Annotated in this window: 14 protein-coding genes; 3 read left to right on the top strand and 11 right to left on the bottom strand. The window is 64.4% G+C overall.

Going from position 1 to position 16,871, the window contains the following annotated elements; all coding sequences use genetic code 11:
• Window positions 1-84 precede the first annotated feature (84 nt).
• Both AB4Y35_RS01205 and AB4Y35_RS01200 read left to right on the top strand, forming a co-directional pair.
• Window positions 85-1,437 carry a heterodisulfide reductase-related iron-sulfur binding cluster gene (locus tag AB4Y35_RS01205; RefSeq protein WP_368703031.1) on the top strand — a complete coding sequence of 451 codons (1,353 nt, stop codon included), beginning with the start codon at window positions 85-87 and terminating at the stop codon, window positions 1,435-1,437.
• Window positions 1,438-1,476: 39 nt separating this feature from the next.
• On the top strand, window positions 1,477-2,058 hold the full coding sequence (locus AB4Y35_RS01200) for a DUF3501 family protein (protein ID WP_368703030.1): 582 nt from the start codon (window positions 1,477-1,479) through the stop codon (window positions 2,056-2,058).
• A gap of 18 nt (window positions 2,059-2,076) precedes the next feature.
• Here AB4Y35_RS01200 and AB4Y35_RS01195 read toward each other — a convergent pair whose 3' ends face one another.
• Window positions 2,077-2,541, bottom strand: coding sequence for an N-acetyltransferase family protein (locus AB4Y35_RS01195; protein WP_368703029.1), 465 nt, complete (start codon window positions 2,539-2,541; stop codon window positions 2,077-2,079).
• A 100-nt stretch (window positions 2,542-2,641) separates the two neighbouring features.
• On the opposite strand from AB4Y35_RS01195, the gene AB4Y35_RS01190 reads away from it, so the two are divergent.
• Window positions 2,642-4,174: a PLP-dependent aminotransferase family protein gene (locus tag AB4Y35_RS01190; protein WP_368703028.1), complete on the top strand. Its 1,533-nt coding sequence runs from the start codon at window positions 2,642-2,644 to the stop codon at window positions 4,172-4,174.
• On the opposite strand, the gene AB4Y35_RS01185 is transcribed toward AB4Y35_RS01190, so the two are convergent.
• The 10 genes from AB4Y35_RS01185 to AB4Y35_RS01140 all read right to left on the bottom strand — a co-directional run bounded on the left by AB4Y35_RS01185 (window position 4,122) and on the right by AB4Y35_RS01140 (window position 16,856).
• On the bottom strand, window positions 4,122-5,096 hold the full coding sequence (locus tag AB4Y35_RS01185; RefSeq protein ID WP_368703027.1) for an aldo/keto reductase: 975 nt from the start codon (window positions 5,094-5,096) through the stop codon (window positions 4,122-4,124). The genes AB4Y35_RS01190 and AB4Y35_RS01185 overlap by 53 nt on opposite strands.
• A 115-nt stretch (window positions 5,097-5,211) precedes the next feature.
• Window positions 5,212-6,516 carry an NAD(P)/FAD-dependent oxidoreductase gene (locus AB4Y35_RS01180; RefSeq protein ID WP_368703026.1) on the bottom strand — a complete coding sequence of 435 codons (1,305 nt, stop codon included), beginning with the start codon at window positions 6,514-6,516 and terminating at the stop codon, window positions 5,212-5,214.
• Window positions 6,516-7,808, bottom strand: coding sequence for an NAD(P)/FAD-dependent oxidoreductase (locus tag AB4Y35_RS01175; RefSeq protein ID WP_368703025.1), 1,293 nt, complete (start codon window positions 7,806-7,808; stop codon window positions 6,516-6,518). The genes AB4Y35_RS01180 and AB4Y35_RS01175 overlap by 1 nt, the downstream gene beginning before the upstream one ends.
• Window positions 7,809-7,869: 61 nt before the next feature.
• Window positions 7,870-9,450 carry a DUF3138 family protein gene (locus AB4Y35_RS01170; protein WP_368688660.1) on the bottom strand — a complete coding sequence of 527 codons (1,581 nt, stop codon included), beginning with the start codon at window positions 9,448-9,450 and terminating at the stop codon, window positions 7,870-7,872.
• Between the two features lie 114 nt (window positions 9,451-9,564).
• Window positions 9,565-10,479, bottom strand: coding sequence for an ABC transporter permease subunit (locus tag AB4Y35_RS01165; protein WP_368703024.1), 915 nt, complete (start codon window positions 10,477-10,479; stop codon window positions 9,565-9,567).
• On the bottom strand, window positions 10,476-11,447 hold the full coding sequence (locus AB4Y35_RS01160) for an ABC transporter permease subunit (RefSeq protein ID WP_368703023.1): 972 nt from the start codon (window positions 11,445-11,447) through the stop codon (window positions 10,476-10,478). Before AB4Y35_RS01160 ends, AB4Y35_RS01165 begins: the two co-directional genes overlap by 4 nt.
• Window positions 11,448-11,460: 13 nt before the next feature.
• Window positions 11,461-12,612: an ABC transporter ATP-binding protein gene (locus tag AB4Y35_RS01155; protein WP_368703022.1), complete on the bottom strand. Its 1,152-nt coding sequence runs from the start codon at window positions 12,610-12,612 to the stop codon at window positions 11,461-11,463.
• 251 nt (window positions 12,613-12,863) lie between these two features.
• A complete protein-coding gene (locus AB4Y35_RS01150) occupies window positions 12,864-13,985 on the bottom strand; it encodes a polyamine ABC transporter substrate-binding protein (RefSeq protein ID WP_368703021.1) in 1,122 nt (373 codons plus the stop codon).
• A gap of 75 nt (window positions 13,986-14,060) precedes the next feature.
• Complete coding sequence (locus AB4Y35_RS01145; protein WP_368703020.1) at window positions 14,061-15,503, bottom strand: aspartate aminotransferase family protein; 1,443 nt, start codon at window positions 15,501-15,503, stop codon at window positions 14,061-14,063.
• A gap of 18 nt (window positions 15,504-15,521) precedes the next feature.
• On the bottom strand, window positions 15,522-16,856 hold the full coding sequence (locus AB4Y35_RS01140; protein WP_133185707.1) for a glutamine synthetase family protein: 1,335 nt from the start codon (window positions 16,854-16,856) through the stop codon (window positions 15,522-15,524).
• Window positions 16,857-16,871: the final 15 nt, after the last annotated feature.

The raw sequence follows: 16,871 nt of genomic DNA, 5'->3' as shown, positions 1-16,871 counted from the left end.
TCGCGTGCCGGGCAAGCACCGGTGCGCGTTCGCGCGCGCCCACCTGGCCGCGTATTTGGCTGATAAATAAAAGAAGGAGACGTCATGCCCCACAAGGAAGGCAGTCTCGAAGCGCCGACCCGCCATCCGCTCGACTGGCGCTCCGACGCTTTTTACGACCAGGCCCAGCTCGATACGGAACTCGCGCGCGTGTTCGATATCTGTGCGGGCTGCCGGCGCTGCGTGTCGCTCTGCGGTGCGTTTCCCACGCTGTTCGATCTCGTCGATGAAACCGATAGCGGCGAAGCGCACGACGTCGACAAGGCGTCGTTCGACAAGGTTGTCGACCAGTGCTATCTGTGCGATCTCTGCTACATGACGAAGTGCCCCTACGTGCCGCCGCATCCGTGGAACGTGGATTTTCCGCATCTGATGCTGCGCGCCAAGGCCGTTCACTATCGCAAGGGCGAAGTGAAGCTGCGTGACCGCGTGCTCTCGAATACCGACGCGCTCGGCCAGATCGCCGGCATTCCCGTCGTGACGCAAACGGTCAACGCGATCAACCACACGAAGGCGATGCGCGGCGCAATGGAAGACATGCTGGGCGTCGATCGAAAGGCGTGGCTGCCCGACTTCGCCACCCACAAGTTTCGTAACGTTGCCAAGCGTGCGGCCTCGAGCGAGGTGCGCGACGGCGAACGCACGCCGGGCAAGGTCGCCATTTACGCGACCTGCTACGTGAACTTCAACGAGCCCGGCATCGGCCACGATCTGCTCGCGGTGCTCGACCACAACGAGATTCCCTACGAGCTGGTGAAGAGCGAGTGGTGCTGCGGCATGCCGCTGCTGGAGCAGGGCAATCTGGAGGGCGTGGCGCACAAGCAGGCGCAGAACATGCCGATGCTCGCGCGTTACGCGCGCGAAGGTTATGCGCTGATCGGCGCGGTGCCGAGCTGCGTGCTCATGTACAAGCATGAGCTGCCGCTGATGTTCCCCGACGACGCCGACACGAAAGCGGTGAGCGACGCGTTCTGGGATCCGTTCGAGTACCTCGTGGCGCGTCATCGCGACGGCCTGCTCAAGACCGATTTCCGTGCGCCGCTTGGCAACGTGTCGTATCACGTGCCGTGTCATGCGCGCGTGCAGAACATCGGCCGCAAGACGTTCGACCTGCTTTCGCTCGTGCCCGAAACGAAAGTGACCGTGGTCGAGCGCTGTTCGGGCCACGCGGGCACGTTTGGCGTGAAGAAGGAATTCCATGCCATGTCGATGAAGATCGGCACGCCCGTGTTCAAGCAGATGGGGCAGGCCGCGCCAGGCCAGGCCGGGCCAAATTTCATCTCGTCCGATTGCCAGCTCGCGGGGCATCACATTGCGCAGGGCATCGAAGAGAACCAGCTAGGCGAGCCGCCGCTCGCTCACCCCATTACCTTGCTGCGCCGCGCCTATGGCATTTAGGTCCCGACGCCAACCCGCAACATTCACGAGGCACGACTCATGACGATCGCGAGAAATTCGCTGTTGACGCTGGAAGCCTACGCCAGGGTGCGGGGCGATATGCGCAAACGCATCATCGAGCACAAGAAGCAGCGCGTGGTGCCGCTCGGCAATCACCTCACGTTCCTGTTCGAGGACGAGACCACGATTCGCTACCAGATCCAGGAGATGCTGCACATCGAAAAGATCTTCGACGAAGACGGCATTCAGGGCGAACTCGCGGCCTATCTGCCGCTCGTGCCCGACGGCGGCAACCTGAAAGCGACCTTGCAGCTCGAATACGAGAGTGAAGTCGAGCGGCGCGCGGCGCTGGCGCGGCTGATCGGCATCGAGGACAAGGTGTTCGTCCAGGTGGATGGCGAGGCGCCCGTCTACGCGATCGCCGACGAGGACCTCGAACGCGAGAACGACGAAAAGACCTCGGCGGTGCATTTCGTCCGCTTCGAACTCACGCCGCAGATGAAGACGCGGTTACGCGAAGGCGCCGCGCTCACGATAGGCTGCGATCATCCGAATTACCGCGTGCCGACGCAGACCATCGACGGCGAGGTGCGCGCCTCGTTGCTCAAGGATCTTGCCTGAGGCGCTTCACCTGCCTCATCAAACGTCCTTGCGGTACATGACGAAGCCGGGCTTCACGGCCACGTCGTCGTAGAGCCGCATGGCCGTGTGATTCGTCTCGTGCGTGTGCCAGTACACGCGCGACGAATTCGACGCCTTCGCGTGCGCATACACGGCCTCGATCAGCGCGCGGCCCACGCCCTGGCCGCGCGCGTCTTCCACGGTGAAGAGATCCTGCAAATAGCAGATCGGCCCTTCCAGAATCGTGTTGCGGTGATAGATGAAGTGCACGAGGCCGAGCACGCGTTCGCCGCGCACGGCGATGAATGCGTGCATGGGCTCGTAGCCGTCGAAGAAGCGCGACCAGGTCGTGCGCGTGATGTGTTCCGGCAATGCGGTGGCGTCGAAGCGGCCGTAAAAGCGGTTGTAGCCGTCCCAGAGCGGCAGCCATGCGGCGAAATCGTCGGGTGCGACGGCGCGGACTTGAAGCGTCGTGTCGATCATATCTTCTCCTTGTTGGCAGGGCATCCCAAACTCCCAAGCGTAAGCGACTTGTGGCACCATTGTTAGTCCCACCGAAACCAAAAACAATGGAGCCACGGGTTTGGACTACGCGTTGATGATGACGGCCTATGCGAAGCGCGCCGTGCGCAAGCTCACGCAGCAGGACCTGCTTTACGAGAGCCTGCGCCGCGCGATTCTCGACGGCGACATTGGCCGCGGCACGCGCCTCGCGTCGAGCCGCGCGCTCGCGGAGCAGCTCGGCATCGCGCGCAATTCGGTGCTCTATGCCTATGAGCGGCTCGTGGAAGAGGGCTTCGTCAGCGCGACGCGCCACGGTTCGATCGTCAACGCGGTCAGCGCCGGTGCCGCGGCAACGCCGGCCCAGACCGCGCAGCGCGAAGATCCCGTGCCTGCGCTAGCGCGCCGCGTGCGCGAACTGCCGCCGCGCCGCTCGGGCCGCCACGGTGCGAAGGCGTTGCGCCCGGGCGTGCCCGCGCTCGACGCGTTTCCCTACGCGCAATGGCGCACGGCGGTCGAACGCGCGCTGCGCGAGTTGCGCGCGCACGATCTCGGCTATGGCGACAGCGCGGGCATGCCCGCGCTGCGCCAGGCCATTGCGCAATATGTGCGCGTGTCGCGCGGCGTGCGCTGCCAGCCCGACCAGGTGTTCGTCACGGACGGCACGCAGTCGAGCCTCGACCTGTGCGCGCGTCTCTTCGCGGACGAGGGCGAGCGCGCGTGGATCGAAAATCCGGGCTACCTCGGCGCGCGTGTGGCGTTCACGGCCGCGGGGCTGCAACTCGTGCCGATGAGCGTGGATGCGGCGGGCATGGCGGCGCGCCCCGAGGACTGGCGCGAGCGGCCGCCGCGACTCGTTTATCTCACGCCGTCGCACCAGTATCCGCTGGGCTGCGTGCTGAGCCTCGAGCGGCGGCTCGCGCTGATCGAGCAGGGGCGCGCATGCGGCGCGTGGATCGTCGAGGACGACTACGACAGCGAGCTGCGCCACGACGGGCCGCCGCTGCCGTCGATCCAGGGCCTCGCCGACGACGCGCCCGTGATCTATCTCGGCACGTTCAGCAAGACGCTGTTTCCGGCGCTGCGCATCGGCTTCATGATCGTGCCGCAGCGTGTGGCCGCGCAGTTCGCGCAGGCGCACCACACGCTCGTGCGCCAGGGGCGCGTGGCGGAACAACTGGCGCTGGCGGAATTCATCGAAAGCGGGCGTTACGCGCGCCATTTGCGGCGCATGCGCAAGCTCTACGAGGAGCGCCGCGACGGTCTGGTCGCCGCCATCGACAAACATCTTGCCGGCGTGATGACGGTGTCGGCGGACGCGGGCGGCATGCATTTGAGCGTACGCCTCGACGCGCCGCTCGCCGACGCCGAGGTGAGCGAAGCCGCGCGTGCACACGGCTTGCATCTGTCGCCATTGAGCGCGTATTGCGTCGATGCACCCGACGCCACGCGCTACAACGGCTTCCTGCTCGGCTATGCGGAAACGCCGCCGCAGGTTGCCGACACGCTCATGCAGACGCTCGCGCGCATCGTGCGCGAACGTCTGCCGGCGGCTGCATCGCTTACTGATGGCCCGCGATCACATGCGGGAGATAGGGCGCTTCGAGTGTCTTGATCTCTTCGTCGGAGAGCTTGAGCGAGAGCGCCGCGACGGCGTCTTCGATGTGTTGCGGCTTCGACGCGCCGATGATCGGCGACGTGATGGCGGGCTTATGCAGCAGCCACGCGAGCGCGACCTGCGCACGCGGGACGTCGTGCGCCCGCGCGATGGTGGCAACCGCATCGATGATGGCTTTATCTGCATCGGCGCCGTAGAGCGTCTTGCCGAACTTGTCGGTGGCCTCGCGCTCGCTCGATTCGTTCCAGTCGCGCGTGAGGCGGCCGCGTGCGAGCGGGCTCCACGGCATCACGGCAATGCCCTGATCGGTGCACAGCGGCAGCATTTCGCGCTCTTCCTCGCGGTAGAGCAGATTCACGTGGTCCTGCATGCTGATGAACTCGGTCCAGCCGTTCAGGCGCGAGGTGTAGAGCGCCTTGCTGAACTGCCACGCGTGCATGGACGAAGCGCCGATATAGCGCGCCTTGCCGGCCTTCACGACATCGTGCAGCGCTTCGAGCGTTTCTTCGATGGGCGTGTTGTAGTCCCAGCGATGGATCTGGTAGAGATCGACGTAGTCGGTGCCGAGGCGCTTGAGGCTATGGTCGATTTCCGTGAGGATGGCCTTGCGCGACAGACCCTGGCCGTTCGGGCCGGGCCGCATGCGGTTGTAGACCTTCGTGGCGAGCACGATGTCGTCGCGCTTGACGAAGTCGCGCAGCGCGCGCCCGACGATTTCTTCCGAGGTACCGTCCGAGTAGGTGTTCGCGGTGTCGAAGAAGTTGATGCCGGCGTCGAGCGCCTGGCGGATGAGCGGGCGGCTGGCGTCCTCGCCGAGCGTCCACGGGTGCGTGCCGCGCTCGGCCACGCCGTAGGTCATGCAACCGAGACAAAGACGCGAAACCTGCAGCCCTGTCGAGCCGAACCTGACGTAATCCATTGCTGGTGCTCCTTGCGAATAGGCGTTTCAAGCAGAGGAAGTGCGTGCGCCGCGCGAGGGCGGCGGACTTTCGCAAGGGTATAACAGGCCGGCAGAACGTGCAGGGCGTGCCGCGTTAGAACATTTCCATCACGCGGTGGTAGAGCATGCCGATTTCGAGCGCGGGCCGCCGCCACGCGGGGCCGCCGGGGAAGCGCGCGTGCCGCAGCTGCGCGAACAGATCGAACGAAGCGCGCTCGCCGACGATGGCCTGCGCAACGAGACGCCCTGCCATGCCCGTGAGCGCCACACCGTGCCCCGAAAAGCCTTGCACATAGTAATAATTCGGGTCGATCGCGCCGAAGTCGGGCGCGCGGTTGCGCGTGACATCGACGAAGCCGCCCCACGCGTATTCCACGCGCGCGCCCGCGAGCTGCGGGAAGGTATCGCTCATGCGCGTCTGCATGGCCGCTGTAAGGCGTTCGGGCGCGGCGCCGGTCGAGTCGGCGCGGCCGCCGAACAGCATGCGGTGGTCGGCCGAGACACGGAAGTAGTCGAGAAAGAAGTTGTTGTCGCACACGGCGGAACGTTGTGCGATCAACGAGTCGGCCAGCTCGCGGCCTAACGGCTCTGTCGCGATGATGTACGAGGCGATGGGCGCGATGCGCGCGGCCACGCTGCCGGGCAGCACGCCACCCGGCGCGGCGTTGCAGCACGACACCACGAAGCGGCAGCGTACTTCGCCGTGTGCCGTTCTGACGACGGGCCGGGCGCCGCGCACGACTTCGAGCGCACGCGAATGCGCGAAGAGTTGCGCGCCTTCGCGACGCGCGGCGGCGGCGAGGCCAAGACAGTACTTGAGCGGATGCAGATGCCCCGAGACCGGATCGTAGACGCCCGCGATGTAGCGCTGCGACGCCACCCGTGCGCGCGTGGCGTCGGTGTCGAGCCATTCGAGTCGATCGTAGCCCCAGCGCGTGCGTGCGGCGTCCATCCACGCGCGTAGATCGGGCACGCGCTTCGTTTTCGTTGCGACGGTCAGATAACCCGGCGTGAAGTCGCAATCGATGCCATAGCGCGCAATGCGCTCGCGCACGAGGTTCACGCCTTCGATGGAGAGCGCCCACGCCGCGCGTATGCCCTGCGCGCCGAGCTGCTTTTCGAGCACTTCGTCTTTCGCGAAGCCCACGAGCGTCTGCCCGCCATTGCGGCCCGAGGCGCCCCAGCCGGGACGATGGGCGTCGAGCACCACGACCGAAAGGCCGCGTGCGCGGCACTCGAGCGCGACCGAGAGCCCGGCGAAGCCCGCGCCGATCACGCACACGTCGGCGTCGAGCGTGCCTTCGAGCACGGGGTCGTCGGCGGCGGGGCGCGTCGCGGTGGCTTCGTAGTACGAGTGGCGGGCGAGGGCGTCCGCCTGGGCGTCGAGGTCGAGTGTCATCAAAGCAGGTCCTTCATTCGATACCACGCCATCGCGAGCACGAGGGCAGGGGTTCGCAGTGTAGCGCCGCCGGGGAAATCGCGGTGACGGATCTTGCCGAACAGGTCGAAGCGCGCGGCCTGGCCGTGGATTGCCTCGGCGATCAGCGTGCCCGCGAGTCCCGTGACGTTCACGCCGTGGCCCGAGAAGCCCTGCGCAAAATACACCGTGGGCGAGAGGCGGCCGAAGTGCGGCGCGCGGTTCATCGTGATATCCACGTACCCGCCCCACGCGTAGTCCACCTTCACATCGGTGAGTTGCGGAAACGTCTTCAGCATGTCGCGGCGCATGGCTTCGCCCAGATTGGGCGGCGCGAAGGTGGAATAGCTCACCTTGCCGCCCCAGAGCAGGCGCGTGTCCGCAGCGGGACGGAAGTAGTCGAGCACGAAGCGGCTGTCGCATACGGCAGCCTGCGCGGGCATCAGCGTTTTCATGCGTTCGGCGCCGAGCTTTTCGGTGGCGATCACATAGGTGCCGACGGGCATGATCTTGCGTGCGAGCGCCGGTGCAAGATCGCCCAGAAACGTATTGCAGGCGAGCACGACGAATTTCGCACGCACGTTGCCGCGCGCGGTCTCGACCACGTGCGCGCCGTTCTCTTCGCGCAGTCGCGTGACGGGGCTGTTTTCGTACACGCGCGCGCCTGCAATGACTGCCGCGCGCGCCAACCCGAGTGTGTAGTTGAGCGGATGCAGATGCCCGCTATCGGGATCGTAGAGGCCGCCCGGATAGCGCGACGACGCCACGTAGCGGCTCACCCCGTCGCCGTCCACGTACTGGAAGCGGTCGTAGCCGAAGCGCTGCGCCGCCTCGTCGCGCCAGCGTTTGAGCGCATCGACGTCGCGTGCCTTGTTCGCGGCGGTGAAATAACCTGCCGTGAGCGCGCAGTCGATGTTGTGCTGCTTGACGCGCCGCTTCACGATGTCGAGCGTTTCCAGACCCATGTCCCAGATCTGCTGGACCTCGGCTTCGGGCATGAACTGCGCGAACGTGTCGATATCGCAGGCAAAACCGCCGATCAACTGTCCGCCGTTTCGCCCGCTTGCGGCCCACCCCACGCGCGAGGCTTCCACGAGCGCGACGCGGTGGCCGCGTTCGGCGAGATTCAGCGCAGCCGAAACGCCCGTGAGGCCGGCGCCGACCACGCAGACATCGGCATCGAGCGCCCCTTCGAGCACCGGGTGCGCGGTGGTCTCGTTGGCGGTGGCCGCGTACCAGGACGGGGCATGAGGCTGGTTGGCGAATTTGAGCATAGGGAAAGCGAATCAGGAAACGGCGGGCGGCAGCACGAGGCCGGCGCCCGCCGCGACTTCATCAGAACGAGTAGATGAACTGCGCGCCCAGCAAGTCGTTGCTCTTGCTGTACGAGCCGTCGCTGTTCAGGAAAACGCGCTGCGTGGCCCAGTCGTGGCGATATTCCACCTTCACCTGGATCTGCTGCGTCGGGAAGAACAGCAGGTCGAGCGCCACGTCCTGGCGTGTCGCGCCCTTGCACTCGAAGCCGAAGCCGCCGCCGGCCTTCGAGTTCGCCAGGCAGTCCGCACCAATGCCGAAGCCGTTGGCCGTATCCATGCCGTTCGAGTTGAGCACGATACCGCCGCCGCCGCCGCCGTTCTTGCCGTTCGCGAGCAGGTCGTAGCGTGCGGTCACGCCCATGCGGCCCACCACTGGCGCGAAGAACTTGCGGTGCGCGAGCAGCGAGAAGCCGTACCACTGCGCGTTGCCGCCGTTGAATGCCGCGCGCTGCTGCTGGCCGTAATCGACTTCGGCGTTGTACTGGATGTCCGCTAGCGTGTAGCTTGCGTCCACTTCGCCGAAGAAGAAGTAGCCGCCCGAGCTCGATGCCTGGCCACCCACACCGTACACGGCCTGACCCGTCGTCGAATCGAACGCGCTCGGCAGCGTCTGGCGGCCGATGTTGAACGAGCCGCCAATATCGAGTGCGCTGGACCACGTGTAGTCGGCACGTGCCGTAAACGTCGGGATCCTGTTGCTCGTGGTGATCGGGTCTCCCAGCGCATTCTGGCCCGTCTGCACGACCGCGCCGTTGGTGCGGTACTGCTCGTTGCCGATCATGAACTTGAACGCCCACTGGCTGCCGCCCGGTGTGTAGTTCCAGCCGATACCCACGTAGCTGCCCGGATCGGAGAAGTCGTAGAGCAGGTTATGCGTGAGCGTGAGCATCTGGTTGGACTGCTGCACCTCGTAGCCGCCAAAACTCGGCATGAGGCCGGCGACGAACGTGCCCGTGGAAGTCACCGGCACGGTAACGACTGCCGTGTTCAGGATGTTGTTGCCGATCTCGCCGTGCTCGTTCTGCAGCAGCGTGATGCCATTGCCGCGGTTCGGCATGAGCGTGATTTCGGCCGAAGGCGCCATCGGGCCCACGCCGAAGGTCTTCTTGATGTCGAGATAGACATCGCCGAACGTGCTGTTGAAGTAGTTATACGAACCCGTGTGGTTCGCGAACAGGAACGACGAGGTGCCCGGTGCACGGTTGTAGATGTACGTCGGGTCGATGTAGCCGGTGATCGACAGGCCCGCGAGCGGACCGGTGTTGGCGGCGTCGGTGAGCGAATCGACCTTGAGCTGCTGGTTCGCGATCTGCTGCTTCATCGCATCGACCTGGTCGTTGGTCAGGTTCGCCTGCGCCTTGCCGTAATCGGGCGAGCTGATGTCGACCGGCGCTGCTGCGGCTACGGGTGTCACGGGTGCTGCGGCTACCACCTTGCCGGTGCTCTTCGACTGCGCCAGTTCGGTCTTCAGGGACTTGACCTCTTTTTGCAGGGCGTTGAGCTGTTCCTGCAGGGCCTTGATCTGTTCGCTGGTCGAGTCGGCAAAAGCGAGCCCTGGCAACGCCCCGGCCACCAGCAGACAGATTAACTTCTTCTTCATTGGAATTCTCCTTGTTGGTCGTTATTGCAGATACTTCGGCGTGTGGTTGGGGCGCGGCGGGCGGCGCGCGCCGCCACCCGCACGGGTCGCATATGGCTTCTTATGGATTGCTCGTCACGCCGCGCGCCGTCCGATCGGCGCACCCACCGCGCCGGCAGGGGCGGCGGTTGGCGTGATGGCTTCGGCGGCATCGGGCTGGACGAAGGCGAGTTGCATGTCGCGCATGCGCTTCTTCTCGCGCGCGCTCATCAGCTGGTTCACGGCGATCACGCCGATCGTCACCGCGCTGATGAAGAGCGTGGCGAGCGCGTTCATCTCCGGGTTCAGCCCGAGGCGCACGCGCGAGAACACGACGAGCGGCAGCGTGGTCGAGCCCGGCCCGGAGAGGAACGCGGAAAGCACGAGGTCATCGATCGAAAGCGTGAACGAGAGGAGCCAGCCCGAGAGCAGGGCCTGCGAGATGAGCGGCAGCGTGATGACGAAGAACACCTTGAGCGGCGTGGCGCCGAGATCGAGCGCGGCTTCCTCGAGCGACTTGTTCATCTCCTTCACGCGCGACTGCACGATGATCGCGACATAGGACACGCACAGCATCACGTGGCCGATCCACATGGTCAGTACGCCACGGCCCTTTGGCCAGCCGAGGAGCTGCTCCATTGCGACGAAGAGGAGCAGCAGCGAGATGCCTTGAATGACCTCGGGAATCACGAGCGGCGCGTTGATCATGCCCGCGAAGAACGCGAAGCCCCTGAAGCGGCCCATGCGGGCGAGCACGTAGCCGGCCCATGTGCCGATCGCGACAGAGGCGAACGCCGTCATCAGACCGATTTTCAGCGACAGCCACGCGGCGCTGAGCAGTTCGTCGTCCTGCAGCAGGGCGGCGTACCACTTCAGCGAGAAGCCCGACCATACAGTGACGAGCTTGGACTCATTGAACGAATACACCACGAGGCTGACGATCGGGATATACAGGAACAGCATGCCGAGCGTGAGCACCCCTGCGGAGAGTGCGCGATTAGGCTTGATCATTTGCGGTCCTCCAGTTCCTTGACCTGGTTGTGCTGGAAGAGAGCCATCGGCACGAGCAGCAGCAGCACCATCGCGACGGTGACGGCGGAGGCCATCGGCCAGTCCATGTTGTTGAAGAACTCGTCCCACATCACGCGACCGATCATGAGCGTGTCGGCACCGCCGAGCAGTTCGGGAATCACGTACTCGCCCACGGCGGGAATGAACACGAGCAGGCTGCCCGCGATGATTCCGTTCTTCGAGAGCGGCAGCGTGATCCGCGTGAACGCCACCCAGGGCTTCGCGCCGAGGTCGTAGGCGGCTTCGAGCAGCGTGAGGTCCATCTTCACGAGGTGCGCATAGAGCGGCATCACCATGAAGGGCAGGTACGAATAGACCATGCCGATGTAGACGCCCGCGTCGCTGTGATAGAGGCGCAGCGGCGTGTGGATCAGGCCGATGGCCATCAGCGCGTGGTTGAGCAGGCCGTCGTCCTTGAGAATGCCGATCCACGCGTACACGCGGATCAGGAACGACGTCCAGAACGGCAGCATCACGGCCATCATGAGCAGGTTGCGTGTGGCCGGGTTCGAGCGCGCGATGTAGTACGCAATGGGGTAGCCGATCAAGAGGCAGAAGATCGTCGAGACTGCCGCCATCTTCAGCGAGCTGATGTACGTGGCGATGTACAGGCTGTCCTGCAGCAGGAACGCATAGTGCCCGAGTTGCAGCGCGAAGTGCACCACGCCGTCCTTCATCTCGACGAGATTCGAGTAGGGCGGTACAGCCATCACCTGGTCGGCGAAGCTGATCTTCAGCACGAGCACGAAGGGCAGCGCGAAGAACAGCGTGAGCCAGATGAACGGCACGCCGATCACGGCGGTGCGGCCCGAAGGCACGAAGCGGGAGAAGAAGCGCGCGAGCGCGCCCCGGCGAGCGTCTGCGGCTGCCCGGCCGGAGCCGGGCGTGGCGGGAATAGTGGTACTCATGATGGAGGTCTCCTTACTGCGTGAGCACGACGCCGCTGGCCGGCGACCAGGACACGTAGACATCGTCGTTCCAGGCGGGCGCACCCTCGTTCATGAGGTGCGAGCTGGAGAGGTTCGAGACGACCACCTTGCCGCCCGGCAGGCGCACGTGATAGAGCGAATAGCTGCCCATGTAGGCGACATCCGTGACCACGCCGCGCGCCCAGTTGTGCGGCGTGCCTGGTTTCTCGCGCGTCACGCGCACGCGCTCCGGCCGCACCGAAATGCCCACGGGCATGCCGAGCGGGCCGCTGACGCCGTGGCTCACGTACATGCGCGTTTCGAGGTCTTCGCTTTCCACGAAGATGTGATCGGGTTCGTCCTCGACGACCTTGCCCTCGAACAGGTTGGTCGAGCCGATGAACTCGGCCGAGAAGCGGCTGTTGGGGAACTCGTAGACTTCGCCGGGCGAGCCGATCTGCACGATGCGGCCTTCGCTCATCACGGCGAGGCGGTTGGCCATGGTCATCGCCTCTTCCTGATCGTGCGTGACCATCACACAGGTGACATCGACTTTCTCGATGATGTTCACCAGTTCGAGCTGGGTCTTCTGGCGGATCTTTTTGTCGAGCGCCGACATCGGTTCGTCGAGCAGCAGGAGCTTGGGGCGCTTCACGAGCGAGCGCGCAAGCGCCACGCGCTGCTGCTGGCCGCCCGAAAGCTGATGGGGTTTGCGCTTCGCGTAACGGCCCATCTGCACGAGGTTGAGCGCGTCGGCCACGCGCTCGCGAATTTCGTTCTTCGGCACGCCTTCCTGCTTGAGACCGAACGCGACGTTCGACTCCACGCTCATGTGCGGGAAGAGCGCATACGACTGGAACATCATGTTGACGGGGCGGCGGTACGGCGGCAGCGACGCGAGGTCTTCGCCATCGACGAAGATGCGGCCCGAGGTGGCCGTTTCGAGGCCCGCGAGCATGCGCAGCAGGGTGGACTTGCCGCAGCCCGAGCTGCCGAGCAGCGCAAACAGCTCGTTCTTGGCGATGTTCAGGTTCACGTTGTCCACGGCGGTGCTGTCGCCGAACTTCTTGACGACGTTTTCGATACGAACGAACGCATCGTTCCTGGCCGGGGTCGCGTTGGCGCGCGAAGCTTCTGGGGCGTTGACTTTGGACGTCGAATTCATGATCTGACCTTGGTTCCTTTCTGATCGCAGTACACGTTTTTCAGGCGCGAGCCGGCCCGCACGGGGCGCTGGCGCGACTCGCGACTTAGTACTGCGAACGGAGCTCGGGAAAGGCTCGCGCGCGTCGTCAATAACGGGGGGCGGCGCTGCGCGGCCTGACTTCGGAATTGCGCACTTCAGGCGGAGAGGGGTCGAGCGATCCCTCTTCCGCGTCGTCTCCTTCTTGTTTCCTTCAGGGGGGAATCAGCGTGTCAGTGGCCGGTCTTCAACTGGGCCCACAGACGGTTTTCGAGGCGCAGGATGTCGGCCGGCATCGGCTTCATCAGCGTCATCTTCCTGAGCACGTCTTCCGACGGGTACACCGTCGCGTCCTGCGCCACTGCCGGCGTGACGAACTGGCGCGCGGCCTTGTTCGCCGTCGGGTAGAACACTTCGTTGGTGATCTGCGCGTTGACCTTCGGATCCGAGATGTAGTTGATCCACTTCATCGCGTTTTCGGGGTGCGGTGCGTCCTTGGGTATGACCATCACGTCGAACCACAGCAGGCCGCCTTCCTTCACGTTCGAGAACTTGACGTCGTACGAGCGCTTGGCTTCCTCGGCGCGGCGGTGCGCGATGCCGACGTCGCCCGACCATGCCACGGCCACGCAGATATCGTTGTTCACGAGGTCGTTGATATAGCCCGACGAATTGAACTGGGTGATGTACGGGCGGACTTTCTTCAGCACTTCGAATGCGGCCTGATAGTCCGCCGGGTTCGTGCTGTTGGGGTCCTTGTGCATGTATTGCAGCGTCGCGGCAAACACGTCCACGGCCTGGTCGAGGAACGACACGCCGCAGCCCTTGAGCTTGGAGAGATTTTGCGGATCGAGCACGAGTGCCCAGCTGTCGACCGGCGCGTTCGGACCGAGCGCCTTCTCCACTGCCTGCTTGTTGTAGCCGATGCCGTCGGTGCCGAACGCCCAGGGTACGCCGTACTGATTGCCTGGGTCGGCGTCGGCAATCATGTGCATGAGCACGGGATCGAGGTTCGCGAGGTTGGGGATTTTCGACTTGTCGAGCTTCTGGTAGACGCCGGCCTGAATCTGCTTGGCCATGTAATTCGAGGTGGGCACGACGATGTCGTAGCCCGAGCTGCCGGCCAGCAGCTTGGCCTGCAGCGTGTCGTCGCTGTCGTAGTTATCGTACTTGACCTTGATGCCCGCTTCTTTTTCGAAATTCGGGATCGTGTCTTTCGCAATGTAGTCGGACCAGTTGTAGACGTTCAGATCGCCGTCGGCCGCGTGCGCTGGCGCGCTGGGAAGGGCCGTGAGGCCGGCACACGCTGCGAGGGCCGCGATCGCGACCGCATGACGAAGATGACTAACACTCATGTTGCTTTCCCCTGAAGATGAAGATCGGCGGGAGGCCCAGCACCCCGTTGCGCCGCCCGCCGTGGACAAGTCGCGTTAAGAGAGACCCAGTTGTTGCGCAGTTGCGTCGACGGCCTTCTTCGCCTTCGACACGATTTCATCGATCTCGCCGCGCGTGACGACGAGCGGCGGCGAGAGCAGCATGCGGTCGCCCGTGGCGCGCATGATGAGATTGCCGTTGAAGCAGAAGTCGCGGCACAGCGTGCCCACCTCGCCGCCATTCGCGAAGCGCTTGCGCGCCTTCGGGTCCTCGGCGAGCTGCAGGCCCGCCACGAGACCCGCGCCCGAGATGTCGCCGATGATCGGATGATTGGCGAACGTCTCGCGCAGGCGTTGCTGGAAGTACGGGCCGGTGTCGTTCTTCACGCGCGTGACGATGCCTTCGTCGCGCAGCAGCTTGAGGTTCGCCACGGCTACGGCGGCGGCGACCGGATGCCCCGAGTACGTGAGGCCGTGATTGAACTCGCCGTTCTCGATGAGCGCCTTCGCAATGCGGTCGTGAATGCCCACTGCGCCCATCGGCACATAGCCGCTCGTGAGGCCCTTGGCCATCGTGATGAGATCGGGCTCGAAGCCGAAGTGCTGATGCGCGAACCATTCGCCGGTGCGGCCGAAGCCGCCGATCACTTCGTCGGCGCAGAGCAGGATGTCGTACTTGCGGCAGATGCGCTGGATTTCCGGCCAGTAGGTCGAGGGCGGGAAGATCACGCCGCCCGCGCCCTGGAATGGCTCGCCGATGAAGGCGGCCACGTTTTCCGCGCCCACTTCGAGAATCTTCGCTTCGAGCTGTTGTGCACGTGCGAGGCCGAATTCTTCGGGCGACATGTTGCCTTGCGCTTCGCCATAGAAGTACGGCTGGTCGATGTGCACGATGTTCTCGACCTTCGAGGGCATCTGCTCGTGCATGTAGCCCATGCCGCCCAGCGTGCCGCCCGCAATGGTCGAGCCGTGATACGCATTCCGCCGCGAGATGACGACCTTCTTCGAGGACTTGCCTTGCGTGAGCCAGTACTGATGCACGATGCGCAGCACCGTGTCGTTGCCTTCGGAGCCGCTGTTGCAATAGAAGAAGTGGTTGAACGGCTCGGGCGAAAGCTGTGCGAGCAGCGCCGACAATTCGATGACCGGCGGATGCGTGGTCTTGAAGAACGTGTTGTAGAACGGCAGTTCCTGCATTTGCTCGTAGGCGGCGTCGGCCAGTTCCTTGCGGCCATAGCCTACGTTCACGCACCAGAGCCCGGCCATGCCGTCGATGATCTGGTTGCCTTCCGAGTCCCACAGGTACACGCCTTTCGCCTTCACGATCACGCGGCTGCCCGTCTTGTTGAGCGAGCCCATGTCCGAAAACGGGTGAATGTGATGCGCGGCGTCGAGCGCGCGGTACTCGCTCGTCGAGCGCGTCGTTCGGCTGGATTGCGCGCGTAGCGTCGTCGGCACTTCCTGCAGCGCGCTGGCGGGGGCGTCGATTCGATAGCTCATTGCTGTGTCTCCTTTCGTTTACACGTGCAGCAGCAGGTGCTTGCGTTCCCACGAGCTGATCACGCGGAAATACGCTTCGTATTCGGTTTCCTTGAGCGCGAGGTAGGCGCGCACGAACTTCTCGCCGAGGATGCCCATGAGCGGTTCGCTTGCGCTCATCAACGTGAGGCCTTCTTCCAGGTTGCGGGGCAACTGGTAGGGCAGCGAATAGCCGTCACTCACGAGCGGTTCCGTGGGCTTGAGGTGCTGCGTCATGCCGAGGTAGCCGGCGGCGAGCGTCGCGGCGATCGCGAGGTACGGATTAGTGTCCACGCCCGGAATGCGGTTTTCCACACGGCGCGCGGCCGGCGACGAGTACGGCACGCGGAAGCCCACCGTGCGGTTGTCGTAGCCCCATGCCACGTTGATCGGCGCTGCCATGAAGCGCGAAAGGCGACGATACGAGTTGATGTACGGCGCGAAGATCGGCATCAGTGCGGGCGTGTACTTCTGCTGTCCCGCGATATACGCGTAGAACATGTCCGTCGGCTTGCCGTCCGAACCCGTGAAGAGGTTCTGGCCACTTTCCGCCGAGACGAGGCTCTGATGGATGTGCATGGCCGAGCCTGGCTCGTTCTCCATGGGCTTCGCCATGAAGGTGGCGTACATGTGGTGGCGCAGCGCCGCCTCGCGCACCGTGCGCTTGAAGAGAAACACGCGGTCGGCAAGATTGAGCGGATCGCCGTGCAGGAAGTTGATCTCCATCTGCGCCGCGCCCACTTCGTGAATGAGCGTGTCGACTTCGAGGTCCTGGATATCGCAGTACTCGTAGATGTCTTCGAACAGCGGATCGAACTCGTTCACCGCTTCGATCGAGTACGCCTGGCGGCCCGTTTCGGGACGGCCCGTTCGACCGATCGGCGGCGTGAGCGGAATGTCCGGATCCTTGTTCATGTCGACGAGATAGAACTCGAGCTCCGGCGCAATGACGGGCTTCCAGCCCTTGGCCTCGTAGAGTTCGAGCACGCGGCGCAGCACGCGGCGCGGCGAAATTTCGACGGGCGAGCCGTCGAAGTGCACGCAGTCGTGGATCACCTGTGCGGTGGGATCGACGGCCCACGGAATGATGCGAATCGTGGACGGGTCGGGCACGCACACCATGTCGGGATCGGTGACGCCCGTGAGGCTGCCGTCTTCGGGATAGTCGCCGGTCACGGTCTGGATCATCACGGCTTGCGGCAAGCGCATGGACTCGCCCGATTCGAACTTGCTGCGCGGGATGATTTTGCCGCGCGCAATGCCCGCCATGTCGGGGATGATGGCTTCGATTTCGGTGATGTGATGCTTTTTCAGGAATTCGTCGATTTCATGCATGATCTTTCTCTCTGT

This window comes from Paraburkholderia sp. EG286A (assembly GCF_040965375.1).
Taxonomy (GTDB): domain Bacteria; phylum Pseudomonadota; class Gammaproteobacteria; order Burkholderiales; family Burkholderiaceae; genus Paraburkholderia.
This window is presented reverse-complemented; position numbering and strand designations above follow the sequence as displayed.